The sequence below is a fragment of the Pseudarthrobacter sp. HLT1-7 genome, assembly GCF_059383435.1.
This window is the reverse complement of the sequence record NZ_JBWZCH010000001.1, coordinates 97416-121702: the sequence shown is the minus strand read 5'-3', so window position 1 is coordinate 121702 and position 24287 is coordinate 97416. Positions and strand designations below refer to the sequence as shown.

Below are 24287 nucleotides of genomic sequence, written 5' to 3'. Positions count from 1 at the left end.
GACGGGATCCGGTTCCGGGGGCCGGCTGCTGGAGCCTTCAGACGGGGCCGGCAATGGTGCCCGTCAGCCGCGGCTCAGGCGAAACTGTCGAGCTCCACGCCCGCGCTTTCCAGGGCCGCGCGGACCGCTGCCGCCACGGCGACAGAGCCGGGGGTGTCGCCGTGGAGGCACAGCGAATCCGGTTCCATCCGGAGCACGGTGCCGTCGATCGCCTCGACTTCGCCCTTCGTGGCGAGGCGCACGGCCCTCTCCGCGATCCGGCCGGCGTCGTGCAGCAGGGCACCGTCCTGCGAGCGCGGCATGAGCGTGCCGTCCGGCAGGTAGGCGCGGTCGGCGAAGGCTTCGGCGAACACCGGGTGGCCTGCTTCCCCGGCGAGACCGAGCAGCGCCGAGCCGGGGAAGCCCAGGACGGGCAGTCCCGGATCGTAGGCCTGGATGGCGGCCATCACGGCGGAGGCCTGCTCGGCGTCGTGCACCGTCCGGTCGTAGAGCGCCCCGTGCACCTTGACGTAGTCCACCGAGGCGCCGACGGCGTGGGCCACCCCGTCCAGCGCGCCGAGTTGGTACAGCACGGCACCGAAGAGATCGTCGAAGGACATGTCCAGTGCGCGGAGGCCGAATCCGTTCAGGTCCGGGTAGCCGAGATGGGCACCCACCCGGACGTCGAGTTCGTACGCGGCCCGGCAGGTGTCCAGCATGGTCACGGGGTCCCCGGCATGCAGCCCGCAGGCCACGCTGGCACTCGTGAGCAGCGGAAACATCGCGGCGTCGTCGCCCATGGTCCAGGTCCCGAAGGACTCCCCCAGGGCTGCGTTCAGATCCAAAAGGTGCCGCCGTCGTGGCCCTGGCCGTTCGCCCGGCCCACTTTCCGGGGGCCGTCGCCCTGACGGGCGCCGCCGGAGCGGGCGTCCTCGCCGGCGCCGGGTGCGCCGCCGTTGTGAGCGCCGGGTGCGCCGCCGTCGTGAGGGTCCGGGCCGTCACCCTGGCGTGTGTCCGCGCCGGGGGCCCCGGCGACGGACAGCAGTTCGCCGGGGATCGTGTCCGGCATCGGTCCGAACGCTTCCTTGGCGTTGGCGACGACGGCGCGGCCCATCATCCGGTTGCCGACGCCGCCGACGACGGCTCCGATGCCGAACGGCAGCGCCCGGCCCAGGAGTGCCGTGCCCTGCTTTTTCAGCAGGCTCTTCAGGAACATCGTCTGTAGCCGTTCGCGTACCGAGCCGAAGCCGGCCAGTGGGACGCGGCGTGCGAAGAGGGAGCCCCAGGCCTGGGTGGGCCCCTTGCCCTGCCCGGCGGCCTGGCCGCTCAGGGAGCTCAGCAGGGCGGTGCCCTCCTCGCCGAGCATGATGGCCATGACCAGGGTGCTGGCCCGGTCCGGGTCCACCATCCGCACGCCGTGCAGCTCGGCGAGGGAGGTGGAGAAGAGAGCGGTGGCTTCCAGGAACCCCACGGTGGCGGCCGCTGAAAGGCCCAGGGCAGCCACGGTTCCGATGCCGGGGACGACGGCGGATCCGCCGACGAGCGCGCCGCCACCGGTCACGGCGATGAGGTAGTCCCGTTCCAGCTTCGCGGCGAGCTGGGCCGCCGTGGCGTTCGGATGCTTCTTCTGCAGGCGTCGGAGGTTCGCGAGGATCAACGGCCGCTGGATTTCAACGGCCCGCAGGAGCACTTTGTGGACGCCCTGTTTGGGCAGGCCCTGTGCATCAAACATCGCATTGTGGGCGGTCTGCTGGGCAATCTTCATTGCCGGGTTGCTGCGCTTGGCCATCATCGCCTCTCGTCGGAACCGGAACTGCTAATAGAGCCTTAACTCTAATATGGACTGCTGTTTGTCAACGGCTCGTGGCGAAGCTGGCCCGGCGCATTGGCGCGCCCAGGTGGGGGCGGGCAGCTGAAAGGCGGATCGGCGCAGCCCATCCGCCCGCAGCTGCCCGCGGGATCCTGCCGGGGTTAGCGCGGGGTCCGGATGAGCTTCTTGTTGACGAACTCATTCATCCCGAACCGTGCCAGCTCACGCCCGACGCCGGAACGCTTGACCCCGCCGAACGGCAGGTCCGCCTGCGTCTCGGCCACGGAATTGATGAACACCATGCCGGTGTCCAGCCGGTCCGCCACGTCCTTGGCCTTCTCTGCGTCGGCGCTGAAGACCGCGCCGCCGAGGCCATACGGGGAACCGTTGGCCAGTTCAATGGCCTCCTCCACCGTGGCCACCTTGTAGATGACCGCAGCCGGGCCGAACAGCTCTTCGGAGAACGCACGCATGCCCGGGGTCACGTCTGTGAGCACGGTGGGTTCCACGAAGGCGCCGGGACCGTCGACGTGGTGTCCGCCGGTCCTCAGGGTTGCGCCCCTGTCCACGGCGTCCTGGATCTGTTCGATCAGGCCGTCAGCGGCGCTCTGCGAGGAGAGCGGGCCGAACCGGGTGTCCGCCAGGAGCGGGTCGCCCGGTTTGAACGCGGACATCCGGGCGGTGAATTTCTCCACAAACGCCTCGTAGAGGTCCTCGAGGATGATGAACCGCTTCGAGGCGGTGCAGGCCTGCCCGGCATTGCCCATCCGGCCGCTGACCGCCGCCTTGACGGTGGCATCGAGGTCGCCGGAGTCGAGCACGATGAACGGATCGCTGCCGCCCAGTTCCAGCACATACTTCTTCAGGTTCCGGCCCGCCACCTCGGCGACGGCCGCTCCGGCCCGCTCGCTTCCGGTCAGCGAGACACCCTGGACGCGGTCATCGGCGATCACCCCGGCTACCTGCTCGTTGCTCAGGAACACGTTGATGTAAGCGCCCTCCGGGAGTCCGGCATCCTTGAAGATCTGCTCGATCGCGAGGGCAGACTGCGGGCAACTGCTGGCGTGTTTGAGGAGAATGGTGTTGCCGAGGACCAGGTTGGGGGCGGCGAACCGCGCCACCTGATAGTAGGGGTAGTTCCACGGCATGATGCCCAGGAGCGGCCCGACGGGTGCGGAGCGGACAACGGCCTCGCCGCCGCCCTTGACGTCCAGCAGTTCGTCCTGGAGGAAGGACGGGCCTTCTTCGGCGTAGTACGAGTAGATGTCGGCCACGAGGCCCACCTCGCCCCGCGACTGGGCCAGTGGTTTGCCCATTTCGGTGGCGATCAGCCGGGCCAGCTCGTCCCGCCGCTCCCGGTACAGCTCGGCCACCCGGGCGATGACCTTGGCGCGGGCCTCCACCGGGGCCGATCGCCAGTCGGCGAAGGCCTCTTTCGAGGCTGCGAGCGCCTGCTCCACCTCGCCCGCGGTCGCGAGCGGGAATTCCTTCAACGTTTCTCCGGTTGCGGGGTTTACTGTCTTGTAGGCAGTCATAAATCCACCATCTCCGTTTCTGGCTATTGAAGCTCGATCAGTGCCGCGGCCGCCGCATTCGATCAGCTTGAAGGCGGTCCGGGCCCAGTATGTCGGAACGGGCTGTCTCGATGAGGTAGCCCGTCCTACTAGGCGGCAACCCGGACGGTCCGCCGCCTATTCCATCCGGTCCTTGGCGATCGAAATCCGCCGTTCCTCCAACTGGCCGGACACCTAGACTGAATCCATGCGCGCATTGAGAGCCCTCCGCCCGTTCGCGCACCGCGAATACCGGGTGCTGATCGCGGCCCTGGCCATCTCCATCTTCGGTTCCGGGATGTGGGCCGTTGCGATGGTCTACGAGGTGATCCACCTCGGCGGAGGCCCGCTGGAACTCTCCCTCGTGGCCGCGGCCGGCAGCGTGGGTTTAGTCGCCTTTGTCCTGGCCGGCGGCATCGCGGCGGACAGGCTGCCGCAGCGGCTCCTGATCATCGCGGTGGAGGGCGCCAACCTGGCCGTCATCGCAACCATCAGCGGGCTGGCCATGGCGGGCCGGCTGCAGCTCTGGCATCTGGCGCTCGGGGCGTTTGTGCTCGGTGTCGGGGCGGCCTTTTTCTTCCCCGCCTACTCGGCCATCCTGCCCCGGATCCTGCCGGCCGAGGACCTCCTCGCGGCCAACGGCATGGAGGGCACCATACGGCCCATCCTGCAGCAGGCCGCCGGTCCGGCAGTGGCGGGCATCCTGGTGGCGGCCTTGTCCCCCGCGTACGCGGTCACCGGGGTTGCGGCCTGCCACCTGCTGGCCTTTTCAATCCTGAACTTCCTCCGCCGCCGGCCTTCGGCAGCCGCACCGGCACCCCACAGCGAAAGCAGCACGGCCCGCGAGGAGGGCGCCGGCCAGGCACGGGACGAGACCTCGCTGCTGCACGATCTCCGCGAGGGTGTCAGCTACACCGTCCGGACGCCGTGGCTGCTGTGGACCTTGCTGTGGGCCTGCATTTCCGTGCTGTTCCTGATCGGCCCCATCGAGGTCCTGGTACCGTTCGTGGTCCGGGACCAGCTCGGCGGAGACTCCCGCATGTTCGGCTTCCTGCTCGCGATCATGGGCGTCGGAGGAGCCGCAGCCTCGCTGGCCACCGCCTCGTTTCCGCTCCCCCGCCGCTACCTCAGCGTCATGATGGTGAGCTGGGGTGCGGGCAGCCTGCCAATCGCCGCCGTCGGCATTATGGACAGCTTCTGGGCCCTGGCGGCCGCCCTGTTCATTTTCGGCGCCACCGGCGGCGTCGGCATGGTCATCTGGGGGACACTGCTGCAGCGCCGGGTCCCGCCGCATCTGCTGGGCCGGGTCTCGAGCCTGGACTTTTTCGTCTCGCTGGCCCTCATGCCGATCTCCATGGCCCTCGCCGGCCCCGCCGCCGAGGTCCTGCCGGTGTGGCTGATCTTCCTCGTGGCCGGGACCGTATGCCCCGTCATGGCCGTGGTCGCCATGCTGGTGGCGAGGATGCCGGCAGACGAAATTTCCCACCCGCTGCACCGCGGCGATAACGCCCCGGCCGCCCCCGACGCCCCCGATACCCCGGCTGGTACCGAAGCGTCGAGCCCGGCGCGGCCCGGTCCGAAGCAACGCGGGGTCACTTAGCGCCCATTCCGGACCGCCGGACGGGCGCTAAGTGACCCCGCGTTGCTGTAGCCCGGCTTAGACGCCGGCGCGCACGATCGGGATCGACGCCGTCGGGAGTCCGCTGGGGAAGATCGTGGGCTCGGGCGTTGCCACGGGTGCCAGCGGCACCCGCACCGGATCGCGGTCCAGGGTGATCAGCTCGCCGCGGACGTCGACCTCCAGCGGGGCGCCTTCGCGGACCGTGAGGCTGATGGCGCCCTGTTCCAGCCCGACCTGCAGCAGCCGGCCCTGGATCTTCAGGTGGAAGGCGAGTCCGTCCCATTCGGCGGGCAGCCGCGGGTCGAAGTACGGCACCGCGCCCTGGTCGCGCAGGCCTGCGAAGCCGCTGACCAGCGAACTCCACACGCCGCCGGTGGAGGCGATATGCACGCCGTCGATTGTGTTGCCGTGGGTGTCGTCCAGGTCAATGAACAGCGCGTGGGTGAAGTGCTCCAGCGCGGCCGCGCCGTAGCCGACTTCGGCCGCCATGATGCCCTGGACGCACGCGGACAGGGTGGAATCGCCAGTGGTGATCGGATCGTAGAAATCGAAGGCGCGGCGCTTCTCCTCGGCGGTGAAGTCCTGCCATTGAAGGAACATGGCCAGCACGGTGTCGGCCTGCTTGAGCACCTGGTGCCGGTAGATCACCAGGGGGTGGAAATGCAGCAGCAGCGGGTACTGCGAACGCGGGGTACTCCAGTCCCACGGCTCCAGGGTCATAAAGTCGTTATCCTGCGAGTGGACCTGGAGGTCCTCGTCGTAGGGCACCTGCATCCGATTGGCGGCCTGCTCCCAGACCTGGCGCTCGGCGTCGTCGATCTCCGGGTGGTCCAGCGCCGCAGCGGCGCGCAGGTTGAAGCGCGCCATGACATTTGTGTACAGGTTGTCATTGACGACGGCGGTGTACTCGTCCGGGCCGGTTACGCCGTGGATGTGGAACAGCCCGTCCTTGCCGAAGAAGCCCAGCGAGACCCACATCCGGGCGGTTTCGACCAGCAGTTCGGAGCCGAGGGATTCCTGGAAATCCTGGTCGCCGCTGGCCCAGCTGTAGCGGTTGGTGGCGAAGGCGATCGCGGCGGCGATGTGGAACTGAGCGGTGCCGGCGGCGTAGTAGGCGCTGGCCTCGAGGCCGTTGATGGTCCGCCACGGGAAGAGGGCGCCGTCGACGCTGAGCTCCTTGGCGCGGATCTTGGCCTCGGGCAGCATCCCATGGCGGAACTCCAGGACCTGGCGGGCGTTGCCCGGGCAGGTGTACGTCAGGTACGGCATCAGGTACACCTCTTGGTCCCAGAAGTAGTGGCCGTCGTAGCCGGAGCCGCTGACGCCCTTGGCCGGGATGCCGGCGACGTCCGCGCACGCCGTGGCCTGGACCAGCTGGAACAGGTTCCAGCGGACAGCCTGCTGAAGCCCGGCCTGGCCGGCCAGCACGATGTCGCTCGTGGTCCAGTAGTCGCGGTAGTGCGCGGTGCTTTCGGCGAAGATCTCCGCGATCGGCTTGAGTCCGGCTTCGGCGTCGTCGGCCAGGTCCGCCGAGGACTGTCCGACGGCGTAGCTGACGCTCTTTTCCAGCACGAACGGCTGGTCCGCGCCGACAGCCAGGACGTAGCGGACGCTGCTGTCATCCTCGTGCACCAGGGTGTCGAAGGGCTGCAGTCCCGCGGACGTCCAGTGGTCCACGGCCATGCCGATGCGCTGCCGGGACTCGGCGGTTTCCCAGGACAGGCGCAGCGAGCCGTCGCCGCCGTCGAGGCGCAGCGGCAGCAGCACACGTCCGGCGTGCCGGCCGGATCGGCGCGGGTCATGCGCCGAGTGGTCCTCCACCGGCTGGTCCTGGCGGTTGATCACGGAGGACGTCACGTCCGCGGAGATCTCGCGGTCCGCGGCGAGCTCCAGCGAGATGCCCAGCGCCCCGCGGGTCTGGTAGCCGACGGCGCGTCGTTCCGTGGTGGTCACGGTAGCGCCGGAGCGGCACTGCCAGGTGATCCGGCATTCGTAGATGCCGGTAGTGAAGTCAACGCTGCGCCGGTAGTCCAGCACGGTGGATTCGTCGAGGCTCAGCGTTTCACCGTCGATGACCACGGTGAAGTTATTCGCGTCCGGGATGTAGAGGATCCGTTGGCCCGTGCGGGCAAAGCCGTACGCATTTTCGGCGTGCTTGATGTCCCAGGTCTCGTGGAAGCCGTTGATGAAGCTGCCCGGCAGATCGGCGTCGGCGGCCGCCCAGTGCGCGCCGCGGATGCCCAGGTGTCCGTTGCCGAGGCTGAAGAGCGTTTCCAGGGTGCCCGCGTTGCCGGGGACGTGGACGGTCTCGACGAGCTGCCAGGGGTCGTTGGGGAACCGGGCGCGGTCAGAGGTGATGAGGGCCATGGTTGGGGATTCCTTTGGGGCGGTAAAAGCAGTGCGGAGAGGTGCTGCGGTGCTGGTCGTGCGGCAAGAAGTCGTGCGGTGAGTGCGGAGCTAGAGCAGTTCGGCGAGGTCGTTGACCACGACGGTGGCGCCGGCGTCGAGCAGTGTCTGCCGCCCCGCTCCCCGGTCCACGCCGATCACCGAGTGGAAGCTCCCCGCACTTCCGGCCTGAACACCCGAGACGGCATCCTCGACGACGACGCATTCCTCGCCGGGCAGGCCCAGCAGCCGGGCCGCGTAGTCGTAGGTGGCCGGGCTGGGCTTGCCGGGCAGCCCTTCGGCCACGGCGACGACGCCGTCCACCACCACCGGGAAGTAGCCAGAGAGTCCGGCTGCCTTGAGGACGGCCGGGGCATTGCGGGAGGAGGAGACGACGGCGAGCTTGAGTCCGCGGGCCAGCACGGCGTCGATGAAGCGCACGGAACCGTCGTATGGCTTCACTCCGCCGGCTTCCACGATGTCGTTGAAGACCCTGTTCTTGCGGTTACCCAGGCCATGGACCGTGTTATGAGCGGGATCGTCGTCCGGCGGGCCCTCCGGCAGGACGATGCCGCGGGACGCGAGGAAGTCGCGGACGCCGTCGAAGCGGGGTTTGCCGTCGATGTGGTCGAAGTAGTCGCTCTCGCGGTAGCCTGCGGCCTCGGGGATCGTCTGCAGGAAGCCGTCGAAGAGTTCCTGCCAGGCGCGCTCGTGCACGATCGCGGTGGGGGTCAGGACGCCGTCGAGGTCAAAGAGTATGGCGGAGGCGCCGGTCCAGCTCGCGTCGGGAAGCTCAGTCATGGGTCGAAGGTCCTTTCAGACGGTGGCATCCGGATCGGTGGGCATCCGGATGCGTGGGGGCGGAAGGCGGCGGGGCGCCGGCCATCGGCGCACCGGGGTGACGTCGTAGGCACACTTGGGGTGATATTGTGCGGGCCGCGGCCGGCCCTGGCGGGTGCTTTGGCGTTGACCCGTGTACGGTCCTGCAGGTCCTTGCGCGGGGGCACGAAGCTGCGCGGGGAGTTCAGGTGCGTACGGAGGGCGGCTGCGTCGCAACTCTCGAGGTTCGCGGCGGCAGCTCTGGCGCCAGGGGGTGCGGTGTCCGCATTGATTCGGGCCTGGACGGTAAGGCGCGGGGTCTTGGCCTGCAGCACAGCCTTAGCCTGCAGCACGGGGGCCTGCCCTTTCCTCCCCCGGTCGTCGTCGGCCGTAAACATAGCCGAATTCGAGTATAAAGGCCGGCAAAATTGGCTCGCAAGTGGACGAATGGCGAAGGATCATCGGATCCTGGTGCCCGAAGGGACTCTCCGGCCAGGAGCCCTGCTCAGCGTAGCGCGTAATAGCGCAGGAAAGCGCTGACGTCCACAAGCTCGGCCTTGGAGATGGAGTGCCCCATTCCGGGATAGCTGCGCGCCGTGAGCTGGGTGTGCCCGTGTAGCCATTCCTCGGTGTGTTCCGTGGCGGCGGCGTTGATGACCACATCGTCCTTGTCCCGCCCCCAAAAGAACGGCGGCGGCGTCTCGAACGATTCGCTCAGGGCCAGGAGTTCGTTGTCCAGGACAAACCCGGACAGCCCGACGACGGCCCGGAACTGAGTGGGCCGCAGGCGCAGCAGGGTACTGGCCATGGCCATGCCCTGCGAGTAGCCCAGCAGGCTCACGCTGCTGTGCTTCGCTCTGACGGTGTCGATCCAGCTGAACACGGCGTTCGTGGACGCAATGACGTCCGCGAAGTCATGGGTCAGGAAGTAGTCCAGCAGGAACCAGCCGGAGTGGTCGCCGATCTCCTTGGGGCCGCGCAGCGCGGCGCAGCTGAACCCGGACGGCAGGCTGTCAAAGAGTTTCACCATCCGGGATTCGTCGGTGCCGTAGCCGTGCATCATGACCAGCAGCGGCGTGCCGGCGCGTTCGTGTTCCGGCTTTGACCAGACGACTGTCTCCATCGGAACAGCCTAGCTTTCGGTGATCACCAGGGCGGTACTGTGGCCGCCAAAGCCGAAGGCGTTGGCCAGGCCTGCCCTGGCAGGGAGGCCTGCGACTGTTTCCTGGCTGAGATTGAGCTCCATACCGTCGTCCGGGTCTTCGAGGTTGCGCGTGCCCGGGAACGCTCCGGTCCGCAACGCCTGGACCACCACGAGAGCCCCGAGCGCTCCGGCGCCGCCGAGGAGATGCCCGGTGAGGGACTTCGTTGACGTGACCGGAACCCGCTTTCCGAGGACGGCCTTGATGGCTTCCGCTTCCAGACGGTCCCCCACCGGGGTGGAGGTCGCGTGGGCGTGGACCAGGCCGATGTCCTCCGGCGTGAGTCCTGCCGCGGCAATTGCTTTTTCCATCACGCGGCGCTGCATGGCCGGATCAGCAGCGACGATGTCGACGGCGTCGGACGTCACCGCGGTCCCGGCGACGACGCCCAATATTTCGGCGCCGCGGGCGACGGCATGGTCTTCGCGTTCCAGCACCAGGATCGCGGCGCCTTCGGCCAGCACGAAGCCGTCCCGGTCCCGGTCGAAGGGCCGCGATGCGGACAGCGGGTCATCGTTCCGCGTGGACAGCGCCCGGATTTGCGCGAATCCGCTGATGATCAGGCCGTTGATGCAGGCATCCACACCGCCGGCAATGACCACGTCCGCGGACCCGGCCCGGATCATGTCCGCCGCCTGGGAGATGGCTTCCGCCCCCGAGGCGCACGCGCTCACCGGAGTCCGTGCACCGCCTTTGGCGCCGATGTCCATGGAGACCCAGGCGGACGGGGCGTTGGTCATGATCCGGGTGAGGGTGTGCGGGGAGACCCGGCGGGGGCCGCTGGAATCAAGAGTCCTGGCCTGCTCCAGCGTGGTGTCCAGGCCTCCATAGCCGGAGCCGATCACCACCGCCAGGCGCTCCGGGTCGGCATCCGGGCGGCCGGCCTGCTCCCACGCTTCCCTGGCAGCAATGAGCGCCAGGTGTCCGCACCGGTCCATCCTCTTGTATTCGGGGGTGGAGAGCTGCGAAGCGACGTCCGCGGTCACCCGGCCGGCCATCCGGACAGGCAGTCCCTGCGCCCAGTCATCGTCGAGCGCCGCGATTCCGGAGCGCCCGGCCAACAGCGCGGACCACGTCTCGTCGGTGGTGCCGCCCACCGGGGTCACCGCACCCAATCCCGTAACGACAACCCTGGGGATAATTTCAGACATTGCCAACCATGCTTCTGTGAGGCCCGCCGGGAGTGCGAGGGCGGGCGTGCTTAAAGGACTAATGCCAGGCCCCCTTTAAGAATACGTGCCGCCCGCCGCGCCGGGCACGCCACAGACTTCGCTACGGGGTCGGGCGCAGGGTCGGGTGCCGGGAATCGGCGCAGAAAGGCAGACGGTGGCCGTCGGCACGCAGGATTTCCCCGGCGGGGCGCAGTCAGAAAGCGTTGAAACGCCAGGTATCGGGCTGTAGCGTGACGTTGGACAGCATGCTTAGCAACACCCACCGTCCCACCGGACAAAAGGAGCAAGTCGTGAGAATCGGTTCCTCTATTTTCCTCATCGCCCTCGGCGCCATCCTCGCCTGGGCCATTACCCCGGGCCTGATCCCAAACGTCGACCAGACAATGGTCGGCTACATTCTGATAGCGGTCGGCGTGATCGGGCTGATCGCCTCCCTGGTCCTGGCTTCCCCCGGCCGCAGCCGCACCCGCCGGGTCAGCGAATCCCGCTCCGTCGTCGACCCCAACACGGGCGAGACCATCACCCGGAACGAGAGCCGGGACGCCGGTATCTAAGCCCTGGATCCACGGCACCCTCGGGCGCCGGAGCGAACCACCCGGAAGCCGGGCCGGACCGTGAGGTCCGGCCCGGCTTCCGGCATTTAGGCCAAGGCTGGCCGACTCCGTCCACCCTGCCCGCCCCATCCGCCCCGGCGGGACATGCCCCGCGCTCAGGACCACGGCTGGACATAGTCCCACGCTGCCCATTCCCCGGCGCGAAAAATGGACATGTCCCCCGCTGCTCCCGTCCGCCCCGGCAGGACATGCCCCGCGCTCAGGACCAAGGCTGGACATAATCCCACTCTGCCCATTCCCCGGCGAGAAAAATGGACATGTCCCCCGCTGCTCCCGTCCGCCCCGGCAGGACATGCCCCGCGCTCAGGACCAAGGCTGGACATAATCCCACTCCGCCCATTCCCCGGCGAGAAAAATGGACATGTCCCCCGCGGAACGGGCAAACTATTCTTCGTTTCTGTTGCTTTCCATTGACAAAGCCACATATCCAAAGATAAAGTCAAGCAACTCCACTTCGTGTGATGGCTATCACTGAGGCGGCAGGACGGTCCGCAGTACTGACGCAAGGGAGAGCCAGTGTTCGCCGAGGAACGCCAACAGCTGATCGTGGGGCTCATTGCCGGCAGCGGCCGTGCCAGCGTCACGGATCTCGCGGAGCGTTTCAGCATCACCACCGAAACCGTCCGCAGAGACCTCGCCGCCCTTGAAACAGCCGGCAGCGTGCGCCGGGTCCACGGCGGGGCCGTGTCCGCGGATCGTTTCAGCACCAACGAGGAAAGCATCCTGGTGCGGATCGTCCAACGGCAGCCGGAAAAGACCCGGATTGCCGAGGCCGCCCTGGCGCTCATCCCGCGGGACGGCACCGGCAGCATCCTGATCGACGCCGGATCCACCACCGAGGCCCTCGCGGCACTCCTGGCCGTCCGGACGGCCGCAACTGCCGCCGGCTCGGAGCCCGGCGCCGAACTGGTGGTCATCACCCACTCGCTGCCCATCGCGGCCAAACTGTCCGGCGAACCCGGCATCGCCCTGCACCTGCTGGGCGGCAAGGTCCGCGGCATCACCCAGGCCGCCGTTGGCCAGTCCACCGTGGAAGCCGCACGTCGGATCCGTCCCGACATCGCCTTTATCGGCACCAACGGCATCCATGCAACTTTCGGGCTGAGCACTCCCGATCCTGAAGAAGCCGCTGTCAAGGCTGCCTTCGTCCAATCAGCGCGCCGCATTGTGGTGCTGGCTGATGCCTCCAAGCTGGACGCCGAAACTCTAGTCCAGTTCGCCTCGTTGAAAGATCTGGACACCTTGATCACTGACACGAATCCCAGCCAGGAGCTGGCCGACGCCCTGGCGGACGCCGGCGTCGAGGTGGTGGTCGCATGATAGTCACCCTGACCGCCAACCCGAGTCTGGACCGCACTGTGGCCCTGTCCGGACCCCTGCTCCGCGGCGAAGTCCAACGTGCTGTCTCGGTCCGGCAGGAATCCGGGGGCAAGGGAGTCAACGTGTCCCGCGCCCTCGTCGCCTCGGGGCTCACGACCATCGCCGTGCTGCCTGGCGCCGAAGCCGATCCTGTCCTCGCCGGGCTGCGGGAGGGCGACGTCCCCTTTGCCGCCCTCCCCATCGGGGAGCCGCTGCGCACCAACGTGGCGCTCACCGAGCCCGGCGGGGTCACCACCAAGATCAACGAACCCGGCCCGGTACTGAGTGCGGACCAGCTAGAGGCCCTGATCGGGCTGCTGCTGGACCACTCCCGCGGTGCCAGCTGGGTGGTCCTGGCCGGCTCGCTCCCGCCCGGGGTCCCGGCCGACTTTTACGCGACCGTCACCCGGCGGCTGCGCGCCATGGATCACGGCAACGAGGCGCCCCTCATCGCCGTCGACTCCTCCGGCGGACCGCTCGCCGCCGCCATCTCCGGCGACGCAGCTGGGACACCGGACCTGCTAAAGCCCAATGCCGAAGAACTGGCGGAGCTGGCTGCCGCAGCCGGATTCGCCACGCACAAATCCGCCGAGGAGCTCGAAGCGGATCCGGCGGCTGCCGCGGCGGCCGCCGCCGCCGTCGTGCGTTCCGGAGTGGGCGCCGTGCTGGCAACACTCGGCTCCAAGGGTGCGCTGCTTGTGACGGCCGACGGCGCGTGGCTGGCCACGCACCCGCCGGTCATTGCCGTGAGCACGGTAGGCGCCGGCGATTCCTCGCTTGCCGGCTACCTGCTCGCCTCCAGCCGGGGCGCCGCCCCGGCCGATTGCCTCCGTCAGGCGGTGGCCCACGGCGCCGCCGCCGCTTCGCTGCCGGGCTCCACAGTCCCGGCAGTCCACCAAACCACCCCCGATGCCGTAACCATCACGGCCCTCCGGAAGGATTGACAGTGACTCAACTCATTACCACCGAACTGGTCGACCTCGACCAGAACCTGGGCAGCTCGCCCGCGGACGTGATCCGGCACCTGGCTGGCAAAGTTGCGGCCAGCGGACGCGCCACCGAAGCCGAAGGCCTCTTCAACGACGCCTTCGCCCGGGAGTCCAAGACCGCCACCGGCGTCCCCGGCGGCATCGCCATCCCGCACTGCCGCTCGACGGCGGTCACCGAACCAACCCTGGCCATGGCGCGGCTCTCCCGGCCGGTCGACTTTGGCGCCAAAGACGGCCCCGCGGACCTGATTTTCTTCATCGCGGCACCCGAAGGCGCGGATCAGGAGCACCTCAAGCTCCTCTCCAGACTGGCGCGGTCCCTGATCAAGAAGGACTTCACCGCCGCCCTGCGCGCCGCGAAGTCGCCGGCGGAAGTTGTGGCGCTGGTCGAGGGTGCACTGGCGGACAAACCGGCCGCCCACGCGTCCGCGGCTCCGGCCGGCGCTGCGGTGCCAGCCATCTCCACAGCCGGGGCCGCACGCTCCGGGAGCGGGGAGCCGAAGCGGCTCGTGGCCGTCACCGCCTGCCCCACCGGCATTGCCCACACCTACATGGCCGCCGATTCACTCGTGGCCGCAGCCAAGGAAGCCGGCGTGGACCTCCAGGTCGAGACCCAGGGTTCCTCCGGCGCCAAGCCGCTGGACCCCGCCGTCATCGCCGCAGCCGACGCCGTGATCTTCGCCGTCGACGTCGACGTTCGCGGCAAGGAGCGCTTCGCCGGCAAGCCGGTCATCAACGCGCCCGTCAAGCGCGGCATCGACGAACCCGCGAAGATGATCCAGGAAGCCCTCACCGCGGCCGACAACCCGCACGCCCGCCGGGTTCCCCACTATGGCGCCGAGGAGCAGGCCCAGCACGACGCCGAGGAACAGGGCGAACACATCGGCCAGAAGCTCAAGAAGGCCTTACTCACCGGCGTCAGCTACATGATCCCGTTCGTCGCCGGCGGCGGCCTGCTGATAGCACTGGGCTTCCTGCTCGCCGGTTTCGACATCGCTCTGGGCACAAAAGCCAATGACATCCTGGCCGATAGCACCCTGTTCAATCTCCCCGACGGCAACCTCGCCCTCTACCTGGGCACCGTTGCCTTCAAGATCGGCGCCCTGTCAATGGGCTTCCTGGTCCCGGCGCTGGCCGGCTACATCGCCTACGCGATCGCCGACCGCCCCGGCATCGCCCCCGGCTTCGTTGCCGGTGCGGTTGCCGGATTCATGGGCGCTGGCTTCCTCGGCGGCATCGTCGGCGGCCTGCTCGCCGGTTACATCGCGCACGTCATCGGCCGGCTCCAAGTTCCGCGCTGGCTCCGCGGCCTGATGCCTGTGGTGATCATTCCGCTGCTTGCCTCCATTTTTGCCTCCGGCCTGATGTTCTTGGCCCTGGGTGGACCGATCGCCGCGATCACCGTATGGCTGAACAACTGGCTGTCCGGCCTTACCGGCGCATCCGCCGTGGTGCTGGGAATCATCCTTGGCCTCATGATGTGCTTTGACCTCGGTGGTCCGGTCAACAAGGTGGCCTATGCCTTCGCTGTGGCCGGCCTAAGCGCCGGCAGCGCCGTTAACCAGGCGCCCTGGCAGATCATGGCAACCGTGATGGCTGCCGGCATGGTCCCGCCGCTGGCGATGGCTCTGGCCACCGTCCTGGACAAGAAGCTCTTCAGCCTGGCCGAGCGCGAGAACGGCAAGGCTGCCTGGCTACTGGGCGCCTCCTTCATCTCCGAAGGTGCCATCCCGTTCGCCGCGGCCGACCCGCTGCGTGTCATCCCGGCCAGCATGGTGGGCGGCGCCCTCACCGGTGCTCTCAGCATGGCCTTTGGCGTCACCTCGCAGGCCCCCCACGGCGGTATCTTCGTGTTCTTCGCCATTGGCAACCTGCTGATGTTCGTGATCTCGATCATCGCCGGCACCGTTGTAAGCGCGCTGGCCGTGATCGCGCTCAAGCGCTGGGCGGTCAAGAAGACCGTTGATACGGTGGAACCGGTTCGCGTTGCCGTCTGAGCCGGTCCATGAAATCTTCTCCGGCGATCATTCCCCGGCTGACATTCGTTTTGATACACAAGGAGCAGAAATGACCGAACGCAACGCCACCATTGCCAGCCGCGTTGGGCTGCACGCCCGCCCGGCCGCCATCTTTGCCGAGGCCGCAGGCGAGTTCGATCTCGAAATCACCATCGCCCGGCTGGGCGAACCGAAAGACGAGGCCATGGACGCCGCCAGCATCCTGTCCCTGATGAGCCTCGGCGCATCGCACGGCGAGGTTGTGGTGCTGCGCGCCGAGGGCGACGGCGCCGACGTCGCCCTCGAGCGTCTGGTCCAGGTTCTCGAAACGGACCACGACGCCGAATAGCGGCCTGGCCTGCGGCCGCCGTCCGGTCCTGTCCCCGCGGGGGATGGGCCGGACAGCGGCGCGAAGACTGGACATGTCCCCCGATACTCCCGTCCACCCCGACTGGACATGCCCCGCGCCCAGATCCACGGCTGGACATAGTCCCAATCCGCCCACTCCCCGGCACGAAGACTGGACATGTCCCCCGATACTCCCGTCCACCCCGACTGGACATGCCCCGCGCCCAGATCCACGGCTGGACATAGTCCCAATCCGCCCACTCCCCGGCACGAAGACTGGACATGTCCCCCGATACTCCCGTCCACCCCGACTGGACATGCCCCGCGCCCAGATCCACGGCTGGACATAGTCCCAATCCGCCCACTCCCCGGCACGAAGACTGGACATGTCCCCCGATACTCCCGTCCACCCCGACTGGACATGCCCCGCGCCCAGATCCACGGCTGGACATAGTCCCAATCCGCCCACTCCCCGGCACGAAGACTGGACATGTCCCCCGATACTCCCGTCCACCCCGACTGGACATGCCCCGCGCCCAGATCCACGGCTGGACATAGTCCCAATCTGCCCACTCCCCGGCACGAAGACTGGACATGTCCCCCGATACTCCCGTCCACCCCGGCGGCCGGAGGTGTCTAATGGTGGGTCAAGCCCGTCCCGCGATCTCCTTGACGGCCGCCGGCCCGGCCGGCGATGCAGCCGCGAATGGCGCCGTCCGAAATGTCGATAAGCAACCTTAGTACGTGCTTGTCACAGCACTCCCGCGCCGATAGTTTGGAATTCGCGGCACTTCCACCCGGGGCGCCGCAGAATGAGTACCCGTCCGGAGGAGGCAACCCCGTGGCAAGCGTGCAGGAAAGCGTTGAAGTGGATGTTCCGGTGTCAACCGCCTACAACCAGTGGACCCAGTTCGAAACCTTCCCGGAATTCATGAAGGGCGTCCAATCGGTGGAGCAGATCGACGAGACCTCCCTCCAGTTCCGCACCGACATTGCCGGGGTCAGGCGCGACTACCTCGCCCAGATCACTGAGCAAACCCCCGACCGGAAGATCGCCTGGGTCAGCACGGACAAGCCCCGCAACGCAGGCACGGTGACGTTCGAGCCCCTCGGCGCGGAGCGCGCCAGGGTCACCGTGGAGCTGGAATGGGATCCCGAGGGCCTCGTGGAGAAAGCAGGCTCCGCGATCGGGGCGGACAGCCGCCAGGTCACGGCGGACCTCGGACGTTTCAAGGAGTTCATCGAATCCCGCGGTATTGAAACCGGCGAGTGGCGCTCTTCCGTCGAGCAGGGGGAAGTCGACGACGACGCCGGCAGCTCGGACCACCAGCGGCCAAGGTAGCCATGCCACAGAAGAAAAGCGAGCTCATTTCCGTGCTCAGGAACTCCTGATCCCGATGGCCGCCGGCCGGTCCCCTGCGGAGTCAGGCCTCTTTGCGCGTCCTTTTCGCGGCAGCCAGGGGTGCCGCCTTCGAGGCGGCCGCCTTCTGGCTGGCTGCTTTCGGGCTGGATGCTGTCGCGGCGGTCTTCGGCGCGGCCTTGGCGGTGCCGGATCCGGCTTTGGCCGCCGTCGTCTTCGCGGCGGGCTTGGCAGCCGTCTTGGCCGCGGCGGGCTCGGCGGCCGGCTTGGCAGCCGTCTTGCCTGCGGCGGAAGCGGCCGCGGAAGCCGCGCCACCTCCGCGCTTCTTCGCCAGGCTCCGCTTGAGCGCTTCCATCAGGTCGATTACTTCGCCGTCGCCGGATTCGGCGGCGGGCGTCCCGAAGGTCTCCTCGGTGTCGAGCGACTCGCCCTTGTCCAGTTTCGCCTCGATCAGGGTGCGGAGCTGGGCCTGGTAGTCGTCGGTGAACTGATCCGGCTCGAAATCGGCAGCCATCGAGTCCACCAGGGCCGCGGACATTTCCCGTTCCTGGGCGGAGATCCGGATGGACGTTTCCAGCGACGGGAAGCTGGCCTCCCGCACCTCGTCGGCCCACAACAGGGCCTGCAGCATCAGCACGTCGCCGCGGACCCGCAGGGCCCCCAGCCGGGTCTTCTCCCGCAGGGCGAACTGGACAATGGCCACCCGGTCCGTGTCCTCCAGGGCCCGGCGCAGCAGCGTGTACGCCTTGGGCGATTTGGAGTCCGGTTCGAGGTAGTAGCTCTTCTCGAACGTGACGGGGTCGAGCTGCTCGGCCGGGACGAACTGCACGACGTCGATCTCGTGGCTGTTCTCGGCCGGGATGGACTTGAGCTCCTCCCGGCTGAGGACCACGGTGCGGCCCTCCTCCTCGTAGGCCTTGTCGATATCCTCGTAGTCCACGATCTTGCTGCAGACCTCACAGCGGCGCTGGTAGCGGATCCGGCCGCCGTCGGCGTTGTGGACCTGATGCAGGCTGATGTCGTGATCTTCGGTCGCGCTGTAGACCTTGACGGGCACGTTGACCAGCCCGAACGCTATTGCGCCTTTCCAGATGGCTCTCATGGATCAAGTGAACCTCACAGTTGCGCGGAGGTGAAGAGCCTTGCCTGAGAAGCCGCCGTCCAACGGCAAACAGCGGGTCCGGGTTGCCGGCCGCGAAATCGTGGTGACCAACCTGGACAAAGTCATGTACCCGGAGACCGGTACCACCAAGGCCGATGTCCTGGCCTACTACGCCGCCGTCGCTCCGGTGCTGGTCCCGGCAGCCGCCAACCGGCCGGCCACCCGCAAACGCTGGGTCCACGGGGTGGGAACCGCCGCGGCCCCGGGTGAGATGTTCTTCCAGAAGAACCTGGACGACTCGACCCCCGGCTGGGTGCCGCGCGCTTCCATCAAGCACAAGGAGCGCACCATCCAGTACCCGCTGGTCAATGATCCGGCCACGCTTGCCTGGCTGGCGCAGATCGCCGCACTGGAGCTCCATGTGCCGCAGTGGCGTGTGGATTCCCGCGGCAACCAACTACCGCCGGACCGGCTGGTGCTGGACCTGGACCCCGGCGAGGGCGCCGGGCTGGCGGAGTGCGCGGAGGTCGCCAGGCTGGCCCGCGCCATCCTGCAGGACGTTGGCCTGGACCCGGTTCCGGTGACCAGCGGCAGCAAGGGCATCCACCTCTACGCAGCCCTGGACGGGACGCGCAGCTCAGAGCAGATCTCGGAGTTCGCCCATGAACTGGCGCGTTCGCTGGAGGCCGACCATCCGGACCTGGCCGTGAGCGACATGAAGAAGACCCTGCGCACCGGCAAGGTCCTGGTGGACTGGAGCCAGAACAGCGCCGCGAAGACCACGATCGTCCCCTATTCCCTCCGCGGGCGGCCCAGGCCCCTGGTGGCGGCGCCCCGGACCTGGCGCGAACTCGGTGCCCCGTCCCTGCAGCAGCTGGACTACCGGGAGGTAGCGCAGCGGGTGGGGGCCGGGAAGGACCCGTTCGCCGCCATCTCCGGCGGAAAGCATCCGGGCAGCCAGGCCCCCGGTTCGCCGTCTGCCGGTCCGGACGACGACGGCGGCGGCGGCGGCGGCGGCTCAGACTCCCGGCTGGAGCTATACCGCACCAAGCGGAACGCGGGTGCCACCCCGGAGCCGTTCACGGCCGAGCGGCACCGGGAACCCGACGGCGGCACCCGCCGGGAGAAGTTCGTTATCCAGGAACACCACGCCAGCCGCCTGCACTTCGACTTCAGGCTGGAGCGCGACGGCGTGCTGGTGTCCTGGGCGCTGCCCAAGGGCGTCCCCACCAGCAAAACGACGAACCATCTGGCGGTCCAGACCGAGGACCACCCGCTGGACTACGCGGATTTCGAGGGCACCATCCCGAAGGGCCAGTACGGGGCCGGCAGCGTCAGCATCTGGGACCACGGCTACTACGAATGCGAAAAGTGGATCGCCGGCAAGGAAGTCATCGCCACCCTCACGGGGCCAGACGACGGCGGCCTCGGCGGCACCCGCCGCTTCGCCCTGATCCACACCGGCCGCGGCGGCGACCAGTGGCTCATCCACCTGATGGACAACGAGTGGTCGAAACCGGGACATCCGGCGGCGGCCGTCCCGGTAAGCGGGGACGTTGGCCCGGTGCAGCCTGCCCCGGACCTGGCGGACGTCAGCCCCATGCTGGCCAGCTCCGGAACCACAGCGGACCTGCCGGACAAGGACTGGCAGTTTGAACTGAAGTGGGACGGCGTGCGCGCCCTGGTGGTGGGTGACGCGGACAGGATTCGCCTCATCAGCCGCAACGGCAAAGACATGTCCGCCAGCTACCCGGAGCTGACGGACCGCTCCTGCTGGCCGGAGCAGGACTTCATTGCCGACGGCGAGATCATCGCCGTCGGGCCGGCCGGGCGTCCCGATTTCGGGCTGCTGCAGGGCCGGATGAAACTCATCAGATCCGCCGACGTCGCGAAGGCACAGGCGTCCACGCCGGTGCGGCTGATGCTGTTCGACCTGCTGGCCGACGGCGGAAGAGACCTCCGCCGCCTGCCTCTCAGCGAACGCCGGGCGGGCCTCGAACGGTTTTTCCACCCCTCCGGCTGCCCGGCGGAACTCTCTGACGTGATCGACGGCGACATCCGCAGCATCCTGGAAAGCGCCGAGGAGCTGGGGCTGGAAGGCGTGATGGCCAAGCGCACGGACGGCCGCTACGTCGGTGCGCGGAGCCGGTCCTGGCTCAAGCTTAAATTTGAGCGGACCCAGGAAGTGGTGATCGGCGGCTGGCGGCCGGGGAAGGGCGAGCGCGAGCAGTCTGTGGGTTCGCTTCTGCTGGGGATCCCGGACGGTCCGAAGCTCCGGTACGTAGGGCGGGTGGGCAGCGGCTTCAGCACCCGCGAACTCAAGGAACTGCGGCAGAAACTCGATGCCCTGCCCCGCAAGACCTCCCCCTTCGCCGAGATGCCGGCGGCCGACGCCTCGGACGCGCACTGGGTGAGCGCCACGCTCGTCGGCGAGGTCACCTACGGCGAATGGACCGGCAGCGGGAAGCTCCGGCACCCGGTCTGGCGCGGCTGGCGGCCGGACAAGGACCCGGCCGACGTCGTGCTCGAGGAGGGCTGAAGGGCCGGCCGTGGGGGAGGCCGGCCATCAGGGGGGGCCGCCAAGGCAGGGACAAAGCGAAGCCCGGGACATCCCGTTTGGGATGTCCCGGACCTATCACTCCTTCCGCCCCGGCTGGGGAGAGTCAGGACGGAAGTGGCCTTTTCCTAGGAAGAGTGCGGCGTGTCCGGCGGGGTGATCCGGTGGACCGCGTTCACCGCGGCACCCTGTCCCGGCCGCCCGTGCTTGACGTCGTGTTCCTTGGGATGCCGATGTTTGCCGTTTCCGTCCGGCCACTGCTGGCCATCGGACGGCGTGGGCGGCGCGGGGCGTGTGGTCTCCGGCCCCGGGGCATCATCCATCGATTCAGCCAAATGACTGGCCACCCCGGGCTCAATCCCGTCTCCGGCATGGTGTTCCGCCATTGCTCTTCCCTTCCGCCGTACCAATAAACGCTTTTGCCGACAAACGCTGTACTAACCAAGAAGCCGTGCGTTACCGCCGTAAGATGAAGCGTTCAACCATGGTAGGTCGGCACGGGTGAGTTGTCTGTAGCTGTGGAGCTGACGGATACTCCTCATTGACCCGGTGGCCCAGGCCCGGTCGGGCACTTCGGTTGACGATCCGCCCTGGAGCACGGCAGAGAGGAAGTCCTGGAACTGCTGCGGTTGCGCCGGATCAGAGGGAGTGATCACGCTCCGTCTACCAGACCTGGATGCCGAAGCGTTTCGCCACGGTCGTTAGAGCGGAATTGTCTGCCCGAATCTCGGCGACCGATTTGGAGGCCATTCCGTCGCCGTCCAGGCCATCGTCCCGGCGGCGCAGCCAGTACGCCCAATAATCTCCCCCGCCGTGTTTGCTCTCGAACCGGTGCCCAACGGCAGACTGCCGTCATCCAGGACCTGCTCACGGATCCACGTGGCGATCATGGTCGTCGCCGCCCGGTTCTCACCGTGGAGGACGCCGAGCGTCAGTTGGGAGACGCCGAGTACATCGTTGAGCTTCTCGCCGAGGCCGCCCCCTATGGCTGCGATGGAGTCAGGGTGTTCGACGTCGACCCACCAGCCTGCGTCGCCCAGGGTGAGCAGATAGATGTTGCGCCGGTCGCGCCAGTGCCGCGGCAGGCAGCCCATCTTGATCTGGTTGCCCCAGTCAACTTTGACGCCCTTGACGTAATCGTCCAGGGTCATCCCCATGAAGTCGGCATCCTTTTGCATCGGGTGCTTGGCGCCAAGCTTCAGGGCATACCCGGACAGCACCTCGGCGAAGGCGATCTCGTCGTTGTCGGAAATGTAGACAGTGGAACCCGGCGTGTCATAGCGGCTCTAGCCTGCCGGGTCATCACCGCTCAGGCGCTCAGGCGCTCAGGCGGATCCAGGGCACCACGGTTGGTGGTGGCGACCCGGCGTCCGGACCGGAAGTCGTCCAGGATCCACAGACCCGTTTTTGTACACTGCTTTCCGCTCAAACGTCCTGCCTGTCCTCGAGGAACGCCGTCAGTGCCTGGAGGACTTCTTTGTGCCGGTCTTCGCGGATCGCGGTGATCGGGGTGTCTTCGCCCAAGAAGGGATTTCCACCGATGAACCAAGCGCGCGCGATGGCTTCGCTCTCGGCGTCTGCAATGGAGATCCAGACGCGGTGCGCCAACTGCAGACGCTTCTGGAAGGCCGGACCGGGGGTCGGACCGTCCGGCTTCGCCCACTTGTGCGGAAGCTTCTTGTCTTTCGAACCTGCCAGGGCGGCCACCAAGAGGGGGCCGAGGTGGCTGTTCAATCGCCGTACAAGTTCGTGGATGTCCATGCGGGCGGTCTCGTTGTGCCCCGCGATGATGGTCGTTGAAATGCTCATGACCCCACAATAACACCCAAATGACACTGCGGAACAGTCACTGCGGAGCTACTCCGTAGCCACCCGCCATCAACATGGTCCCCGTAGTGAGGCCAGCGCTGATCGGTCGTTCGCGCGTCCCGGTCGACCCTCCGGCTTTCGGGCTTATCCACCTGCTAGGAGAGTGAGGGTGTGGTCTTGCCGCGCCGAACGAAGTAGGCGACGGTGACCACGGCGAGAAGCGGCCCCCAGGCGATGACGGGGGCGTAGGTAAGCCCCATCAGAGGAAGGCCGGTGCTGTCGACTTTGTCCCACACCAAGAGCTGGCTGAACGTGATCATTGTGATCAGGACCGCGCCAATTCCGGCCGGAATGACCGCCGCCATCCGAGGGACGGGCTTTCCGCCGATGAGGGGGATCCACTGCGGGACGACCTCCCCCCAGCGGCAGACGAGGCCGAGGGTGAGAAGAGCGAGGCACTCAAGCAGCACAGCGAGGCCAATCGTGTACACGGCGCCCCAGCCAGGCAAATCGTAGTCCTCGCGCAGCACGGCGTCGCTGAAGCCAACGGGGATACCAATGCTCATCGCGAGACGCCACAATCCGGAGGGCAGCACGCAGAGGGGAACGGAGTGGGCAACCCACAACGCCCAGCGCGGCGCTTTCGTGGAATGGTCGAGCCGTGGCTTTCGGTCGGCAGTCGTCGTCATGCGTCCAGTCTGTCTGTCCTGCCTGGCATGTGTCATCCCTCCTATGGTTGAACTTGCCGCATTCACCTGCAACCGCCGACATGTCCTTCGTGTGGGACCTACGACACGAAATCTCCCGGTCACTGGATCGGATTCCTCCTGCGGTTCGATTCCGAGTGCGCTGTGATTGGCAGTGTCACCGCAGGGCCCGGGCGATCCACCCCGAACGTGCTCGCCTTCGCATCCCGGGCGACATCTCATAAGCGGCTGTTCTAGCTGTTCTATAGGCGGCCGCCGGCACTCAAGAACTAGCCGCGTCGCGTCCTCCCTGAAGGCGGCGCCAAGCGATCACAAAACGCCGCCAAAGAGCGATCAAATCCACGGTCTGTAGCAACTACCAGCGGACTTTCTTTTCCGCCGGGCCCTGCTTTCCGCTGACGTGGGTGGGCTTGTGGCTGTGGCCCACGCTTTGCGACCCGGCTCCGCCCCGCGACTTGCTTGCGAGCATTTCCTTCTGCGCATCCGTCAGGCGGGATTTGATGCCTTTCCCCTGCTCCTCCTGCGTCCCCGGCTTGCCGTCCTTGGCCTCGGCCCCGGGTTCACTATTGGTCTCGCTGCTTTTTTCGGTGTCTTTGCCCGTCATGGACTGCTCTCCTGTGTGTGGCTTCTCATCAGCGCTGCGCTGGATTCAACCCTAAACGATCCAACCCTAAGTGCATTCCGGACGCCGCAGGAAGCCCCGAATGAGGCCCGAATCCGGTTCCCGGGGGCCTTCGCGGCAAAAAGTTTGTCGTCGGCGCCGGGAACGCCGCCGCTTCCTAGCAATGGGGCGGCGAAACAGCGGAAAAGAATTCGGCCGATCGGCACCGATCCGGGCCAAAATAGCGGATGATACGGCACCGAACTCGGAAATTCCATAGAAATCGCGTAAAATTGAAAGCCT

The 24287-nt window shown here is 67.5% G+C and carries 21 protein-coding genes; 8 read left to right on the top strand and 13 right to left on the bottom strand.

The window, feature by feature from the left end:
* Positions 1–74 precede the first annotated feature (74 nt).
* The 3 genes from AC50X6_RS00535 to AC50X6_RS00525 form a co-directional block, all read right to left on the bottom strand.
* A complete protein-coding gene (locus AC50X6_RS00535) occupies positions 75–824 on the bottom strand; it encodes a LamB/YcsF family protein (protein WP_494964385.1) in 750 nt (249 codons plus the stop codon).
* Entirely contained in the window at positions 815–1768 is a 954-nt protein-coding gene (locus AC50X6_RS00530; RefSeq protein WP_494964384.1) for a hypothetical protein, read from the bottom strand. Before AC50X6_RS00530 ends, AC50X6_RS00535 begins: the two co-directional genes overlap by 10 nt.
* A 182-nt stretch (positions 1769–1950) precedes the next feature.
* The gene (locus AC50X6_RS00525) at positions 1951–3324 is read right to left on the bottom strand and encodes an NAD-dependent succinate-semialdehyde dehydrogenase (protein WP_494964383.1); all 1374 of its coding nucleotides are present in this window, start codon (positions 3322–3324) and stop codon (positions 1951–1953) included.
* A gap of 226 nt (positions 3325–3550) precedes the next feature.
* Here AC50X6_RS00525 and AC50X6_RS00520 point away from each other — a divergent pair, with 226 nt between their 5' ends.
* The gene (locus AC50X6_RS00520; RefSeq protein WP_494964382.1) at positions 3551–4942 is read left to right on the top strand and encodes an MFS transporter; all 1392 of its coding nucleotides are present in this window, start codon (positions 3551–3553) and stop codon (positions 4940–4942) included.
* 57 nt (positions 4943–4999) lie between these two features.
* Here AC50X6_RS00520 and AC50X6_RS00515 read toward each other — a convergent pair whose 3' ends face one another.
* The 4 genes from AC50X6_RS00515 to AC50X6_RS00500 all read right to left on the bottom strand — a co-directional run bounded on the left by AC50X6_RS00515 (position 5000) and on the right by AC50X6_RS00500 (position 10520).
* Positions 5000–7330, bottom strand: a complete 2331-nt coding sequence (locus AC50X6_RS00515) for a glycoside hydrolase family 65 protein (protein WP_494964381.1) — start codon at positions 7328–7330, stop codon at positions 5000–5002.
* 90 nt (positions 7331–7420) lie between these two features.
* The gene (locus AC50X6_RS00510) at positions 7421–8149 is read right to left on the bottom strand and encodes an HAD family hydrolase (RefSeq protein WP_494964380.1); all 729 of its coding nucleotides are present in this window, start codon (positions 8147–8149) and stop codon (positions 7421–7423) included.
* 523 nt (positions 8150–8672) lie between these two features.
* A complete protein-coding gene (locus AC50X6_RS00505; RefSeq protein ID WP_494964379.1) occupies positions 8673–9290 on the bottom strand; it encodes an alpha/beta hydrolase in 618 nt (205 codons plus the stop codon).
* Positions 9291–9299: 9 nt separating this feature from the next.
* Positions 9300–10520, bottom strand: coding sequence for a beta-ketoacyl-[acyl-carrier-protein] synthase family protein (locus AC50X6_RS00500; protein WP_494964378.1), 1221 nt, complete (start codon positions 10518–10520; stop codon positions 9300–9302).
* A 311-nt stretch (positions 10521–10831) separates the two neighbouring features.
* On the opposite strand from AC50X6_RS00500, the gene AC50X6_RS00495 reads away from it, so the two are divergent.
* The 6 genes from AC50X6_RS00495 to AC50X6_RS00470 all read left to right on the top strand — a co-directional run bounded on the left by AC50X6_RS00495 (position 10832) and on the right by AC50X6_RS00470 (position 17190).
* On the top strand, positions 10832–11095 hold the full coding sequence (locus AC50X6_RS00495; RefSeq protein WP_494964377.1) for a DUF6458 family protein: 264 nt from the start codon (positions 10832–10834) through the stop codon (positions 11093–11095).
* 576 nt (positions 11096–11671) lie between these two features.
* Positions 11672–12475: a DeoR/GlpR family DNA-binding transcription regulator gene (locus AC50X6_RS00490; RefSeq protein WP_494964376.1), complete on the top strand. Its 804-nt coding sequence runs from the start codon at positions 11672–11674 to the stop codon at positions 12473–12475.
* Positions 12472–13458, top strand: coding sequence for a 1-phosphofructokinase family hexose kinase (locus tag AC50X6_RS00485; RefSeq protein ID WP_494964375.1), 987 nt, complete (start codon positions 12472–12474; stop codon positions 13456–13458). Before AC50X6_RS00490 ends, AC50X6_RS00485 begins: the two co-directional genes overlap by 4 nt.
* Before the next feature lie 2 nt (positions 13459–13460).
* Complete coding sequence (locus AC50X6_RS00480; RefSeq protein ID WP_494964374.1) at positions 13461–15500, top strand: PTS fructose transporter subunit IIABC; 2040 nt, start codon at positions 13461–13463, stop codon at positions 15498–15500.
* Between the two features lie 70 nt (positions 15501–15570).
* Positions 15571–15849: an HPr family phosphocarrier protein gene (locus AC50X6_RS00475; RefSeq protein WP_494964373.1), complete on the top strand. Its 279-nt coding sequence runs from the start codon at positions 15571–15573 to the stop codon at positions 15847–15849.
* 840 nt (positions 15850–16689) lie between these two features.
* On the top strand, positions 16690–17190 hold the full coding sequence (locus tag AC50X6_RS00470) for an SRPBCC family protein (RefSeq protein WP_494964372.1): 501 nt from the start codon (positions 16690–16692) through the stop codon (positions 17188–17190).
* Positions 17191–17272: 82 nt separating this feature from the next.
* Here the strand turns inward: AC50X6_RS00470 and ku are convergent, their stop codons facing one another.
* Positions 17273–18310: a non-homologous end joining protein Ku gene (gene ku / locus AC50X6_RS00465; RefSeq protein WP_494964371.1), complete on the bottom strand. Its 1038-nt coding sequence runs from the start codon at positions 18308–18310 to the stop codon at positions 17273–17275.
* 40 nt (positions 18311–18350) lie between these two features.
* On the opposite strand from ku, the gene AC50X6_RS00460 reads away from it, so the two are divergent.
* Positions 18351–20849 carry an ATP-dependent DNA ligase gene (locus AC50X6_RS00460; RefSeq protein ID WP_494964370.1) on the top strand — a complete coding sequence of 833 codons (2499 nt, stop codon included), beginning with the start codon at positions 18351–18353 and terminating at the stop codon, positions 20847–20849.
* A 146-nt stretch (positions 20850–20995) separates the two neighbouring features.
* Here AC50X6_RS00460 and AC50X6_RS00455 read toward each other — a convergent pair whose 3' ends face one another.
* From AC50X6_RS00455 to AC50X6_RS00435, 5 genes are all read right to left on the bottom strand, one after another.
* Positions 20996–21253, bottom strand: coding sequence for a hypothetical protein (locus tag AC50X6_RS00455; RefSeq protein ID WP_326968295.1), 258 nt, complete (start codon positions 21251–21253; stop codon positions 20996–20998).
* A 315-nt stretch (positions 21254–21568) separates the two neighbouring features.
* Positions 21569–22024: a hypothetical protein gene (locus AC50X6_RS00450; RefSeq protein ID WP_494964369.1), complete on the bottom strand. Its 456-nt coding sequence runs from the start codon at positions 22022–22024 to the stop codon at positions 21569–21571.
* Between the two features lie 268 nt (positions 22025–22292).
* Positions 22293–22676, bottom strand: a complete 384-nt coding sequence (locus AC50X6_RS00445) for a hypothetical protein (RefSeq protein WP_494964368.1) — start codon at positions 22674–22676, stop codon at positions 22293–22295.
* A 155-nt stretch (positions 22677–22831) separates the two neighbouring features.
* A complete protein-coding gene (locus tag AC50X6_RS00440; RefSeq protein ID WP_494964367.1) occupies positions 22832–23365 on the bottom strand; it encodes a hypothetical protein in 534 nt (177 codons plus the stop codon).
* A 373-nt stretch (positions 23366–23738) separates the two neighbouring features.
* Entirely contained in the window at positions 23739–23987 is a 249-nt protein-coding gene (locus tag AC50X6_RS00435; RefSeq protein WP_494964366.1) for a hypothetical protein, read from the bottom strand.
* Between the last annotated feature and the right edge of the window lie 300 nt (positions 23988–24287).

Excerpts from the sequence above, each read along its gene's own strand:
- AC50X6_RS00445 (WP_494964368.1), bottom strand. The coding sequence starts at position 22,676 with ATGAGCATTTCAACGACCATCATCGCGGGGCACAACGAGACCGCCCGC.
- AC50X6_RS00525 (WP_494964383.1), bottom strand. The coding sequence starts at position 3,324 with ATGACTGCCTACAAGACAGTAAACCCCGCAACCGGAGAAACGTTGAAG.
- AC50X6_RS00505 (WP_494964379.1), bottom strand. The coding sequence starts at position 9,290 with ATGGAGACAGTCGTCTGGTCAAAGCCGGAACACGAACGCGCCGGCACG.
- AC50X6_RS00455 (WP_326968295.1), bottom strand. The coding sequence starts at position 21,253 with ATGGCGGAACACCATGCCGGAGACGGGATTGAGCCCGGGGTGGCCAGT.
- AC50X6_RS00510 (WP_494964380.1), bottom strand. The coding sequence starts at position 8,149 with ATGACTGAGCTTCCCGACGCGAGCTGGACCGGCGCCTCCGCCATACTC.
- AC50X6_RS00450 (WP_494964369.1), bottom strand. The coding sequence starts at position 22,024 with ATGGGGATGACCCTGGACGATTACGTCAAGGGCGTCAAAGTTGACTGG.
- AC50X6_RS00440 (WP_494964367.1), bottom strand. The coding sequence starts at position 23,365 with ATGACGACGACTGCCGACCGAAAGCCACGGCTCGACCATTCCACGAAA.
- ku (WP_494964371.1), bottom strand. The coding sequence starts at position 18,310 with ATGAGAGCCATCTGGAAAGGCGCAATAGCGTTCGGGCTGGTCAACGTG.
- AC50X6_RS00435 (WP_494964366.1), bottom strand. The coding sequence starts at position 23,987 with ATGACGGGCAAAGACACCGAAAAAAGCAGCGAGACCAATAGTGAACCC.
- AC50X6_RS00520 (WP_494964382.1), top strand. The coding sequence starts at position 3,551 with ATGCGCGCATTGAGAGCCCTCCGCCCGTTCGCGCACCGCGAATACCGG.
- AC50X6_RS00475 (WP_494964373.1), top strand. The coding sequence starts at position 15,571 with ATGACCGAACGCAACGCCACCATTGCCAGCCGCGTTGGGCTGCACGCC.
- AC50X6_RS00485 (WP_494964375.1), top strand. The coding sequence starts at position 12,472 with ATGATAGTCACCCTGACCGCCAACCCGAGTCTGGACCGCACTGTGGCC.
- AC50X6_RS00515 (WP_494964381.1), bottom strand. The coding sequence starts at position 7,330 with ATGGCCCTCATCACCTCTGACCGCGCCCGGTTCCCCAACGACCCCTGG.
- AC50X6_RS00530 (WP_494964384.1), bottom strand. The coding sequence starts at position 1,768 with ATGGCCAAGCGCAGCAACCCGGCAATGAAGATTGCCCAGCAGACCGCC.
- AC50X6_RS00500 (WP_494964378.1), bottom strand. The coding sequence starts at position 10,520 with ATGTCTGAAATTATCCCCAGGGTTGTCGTTACGGGATTGGGTGCGGTG.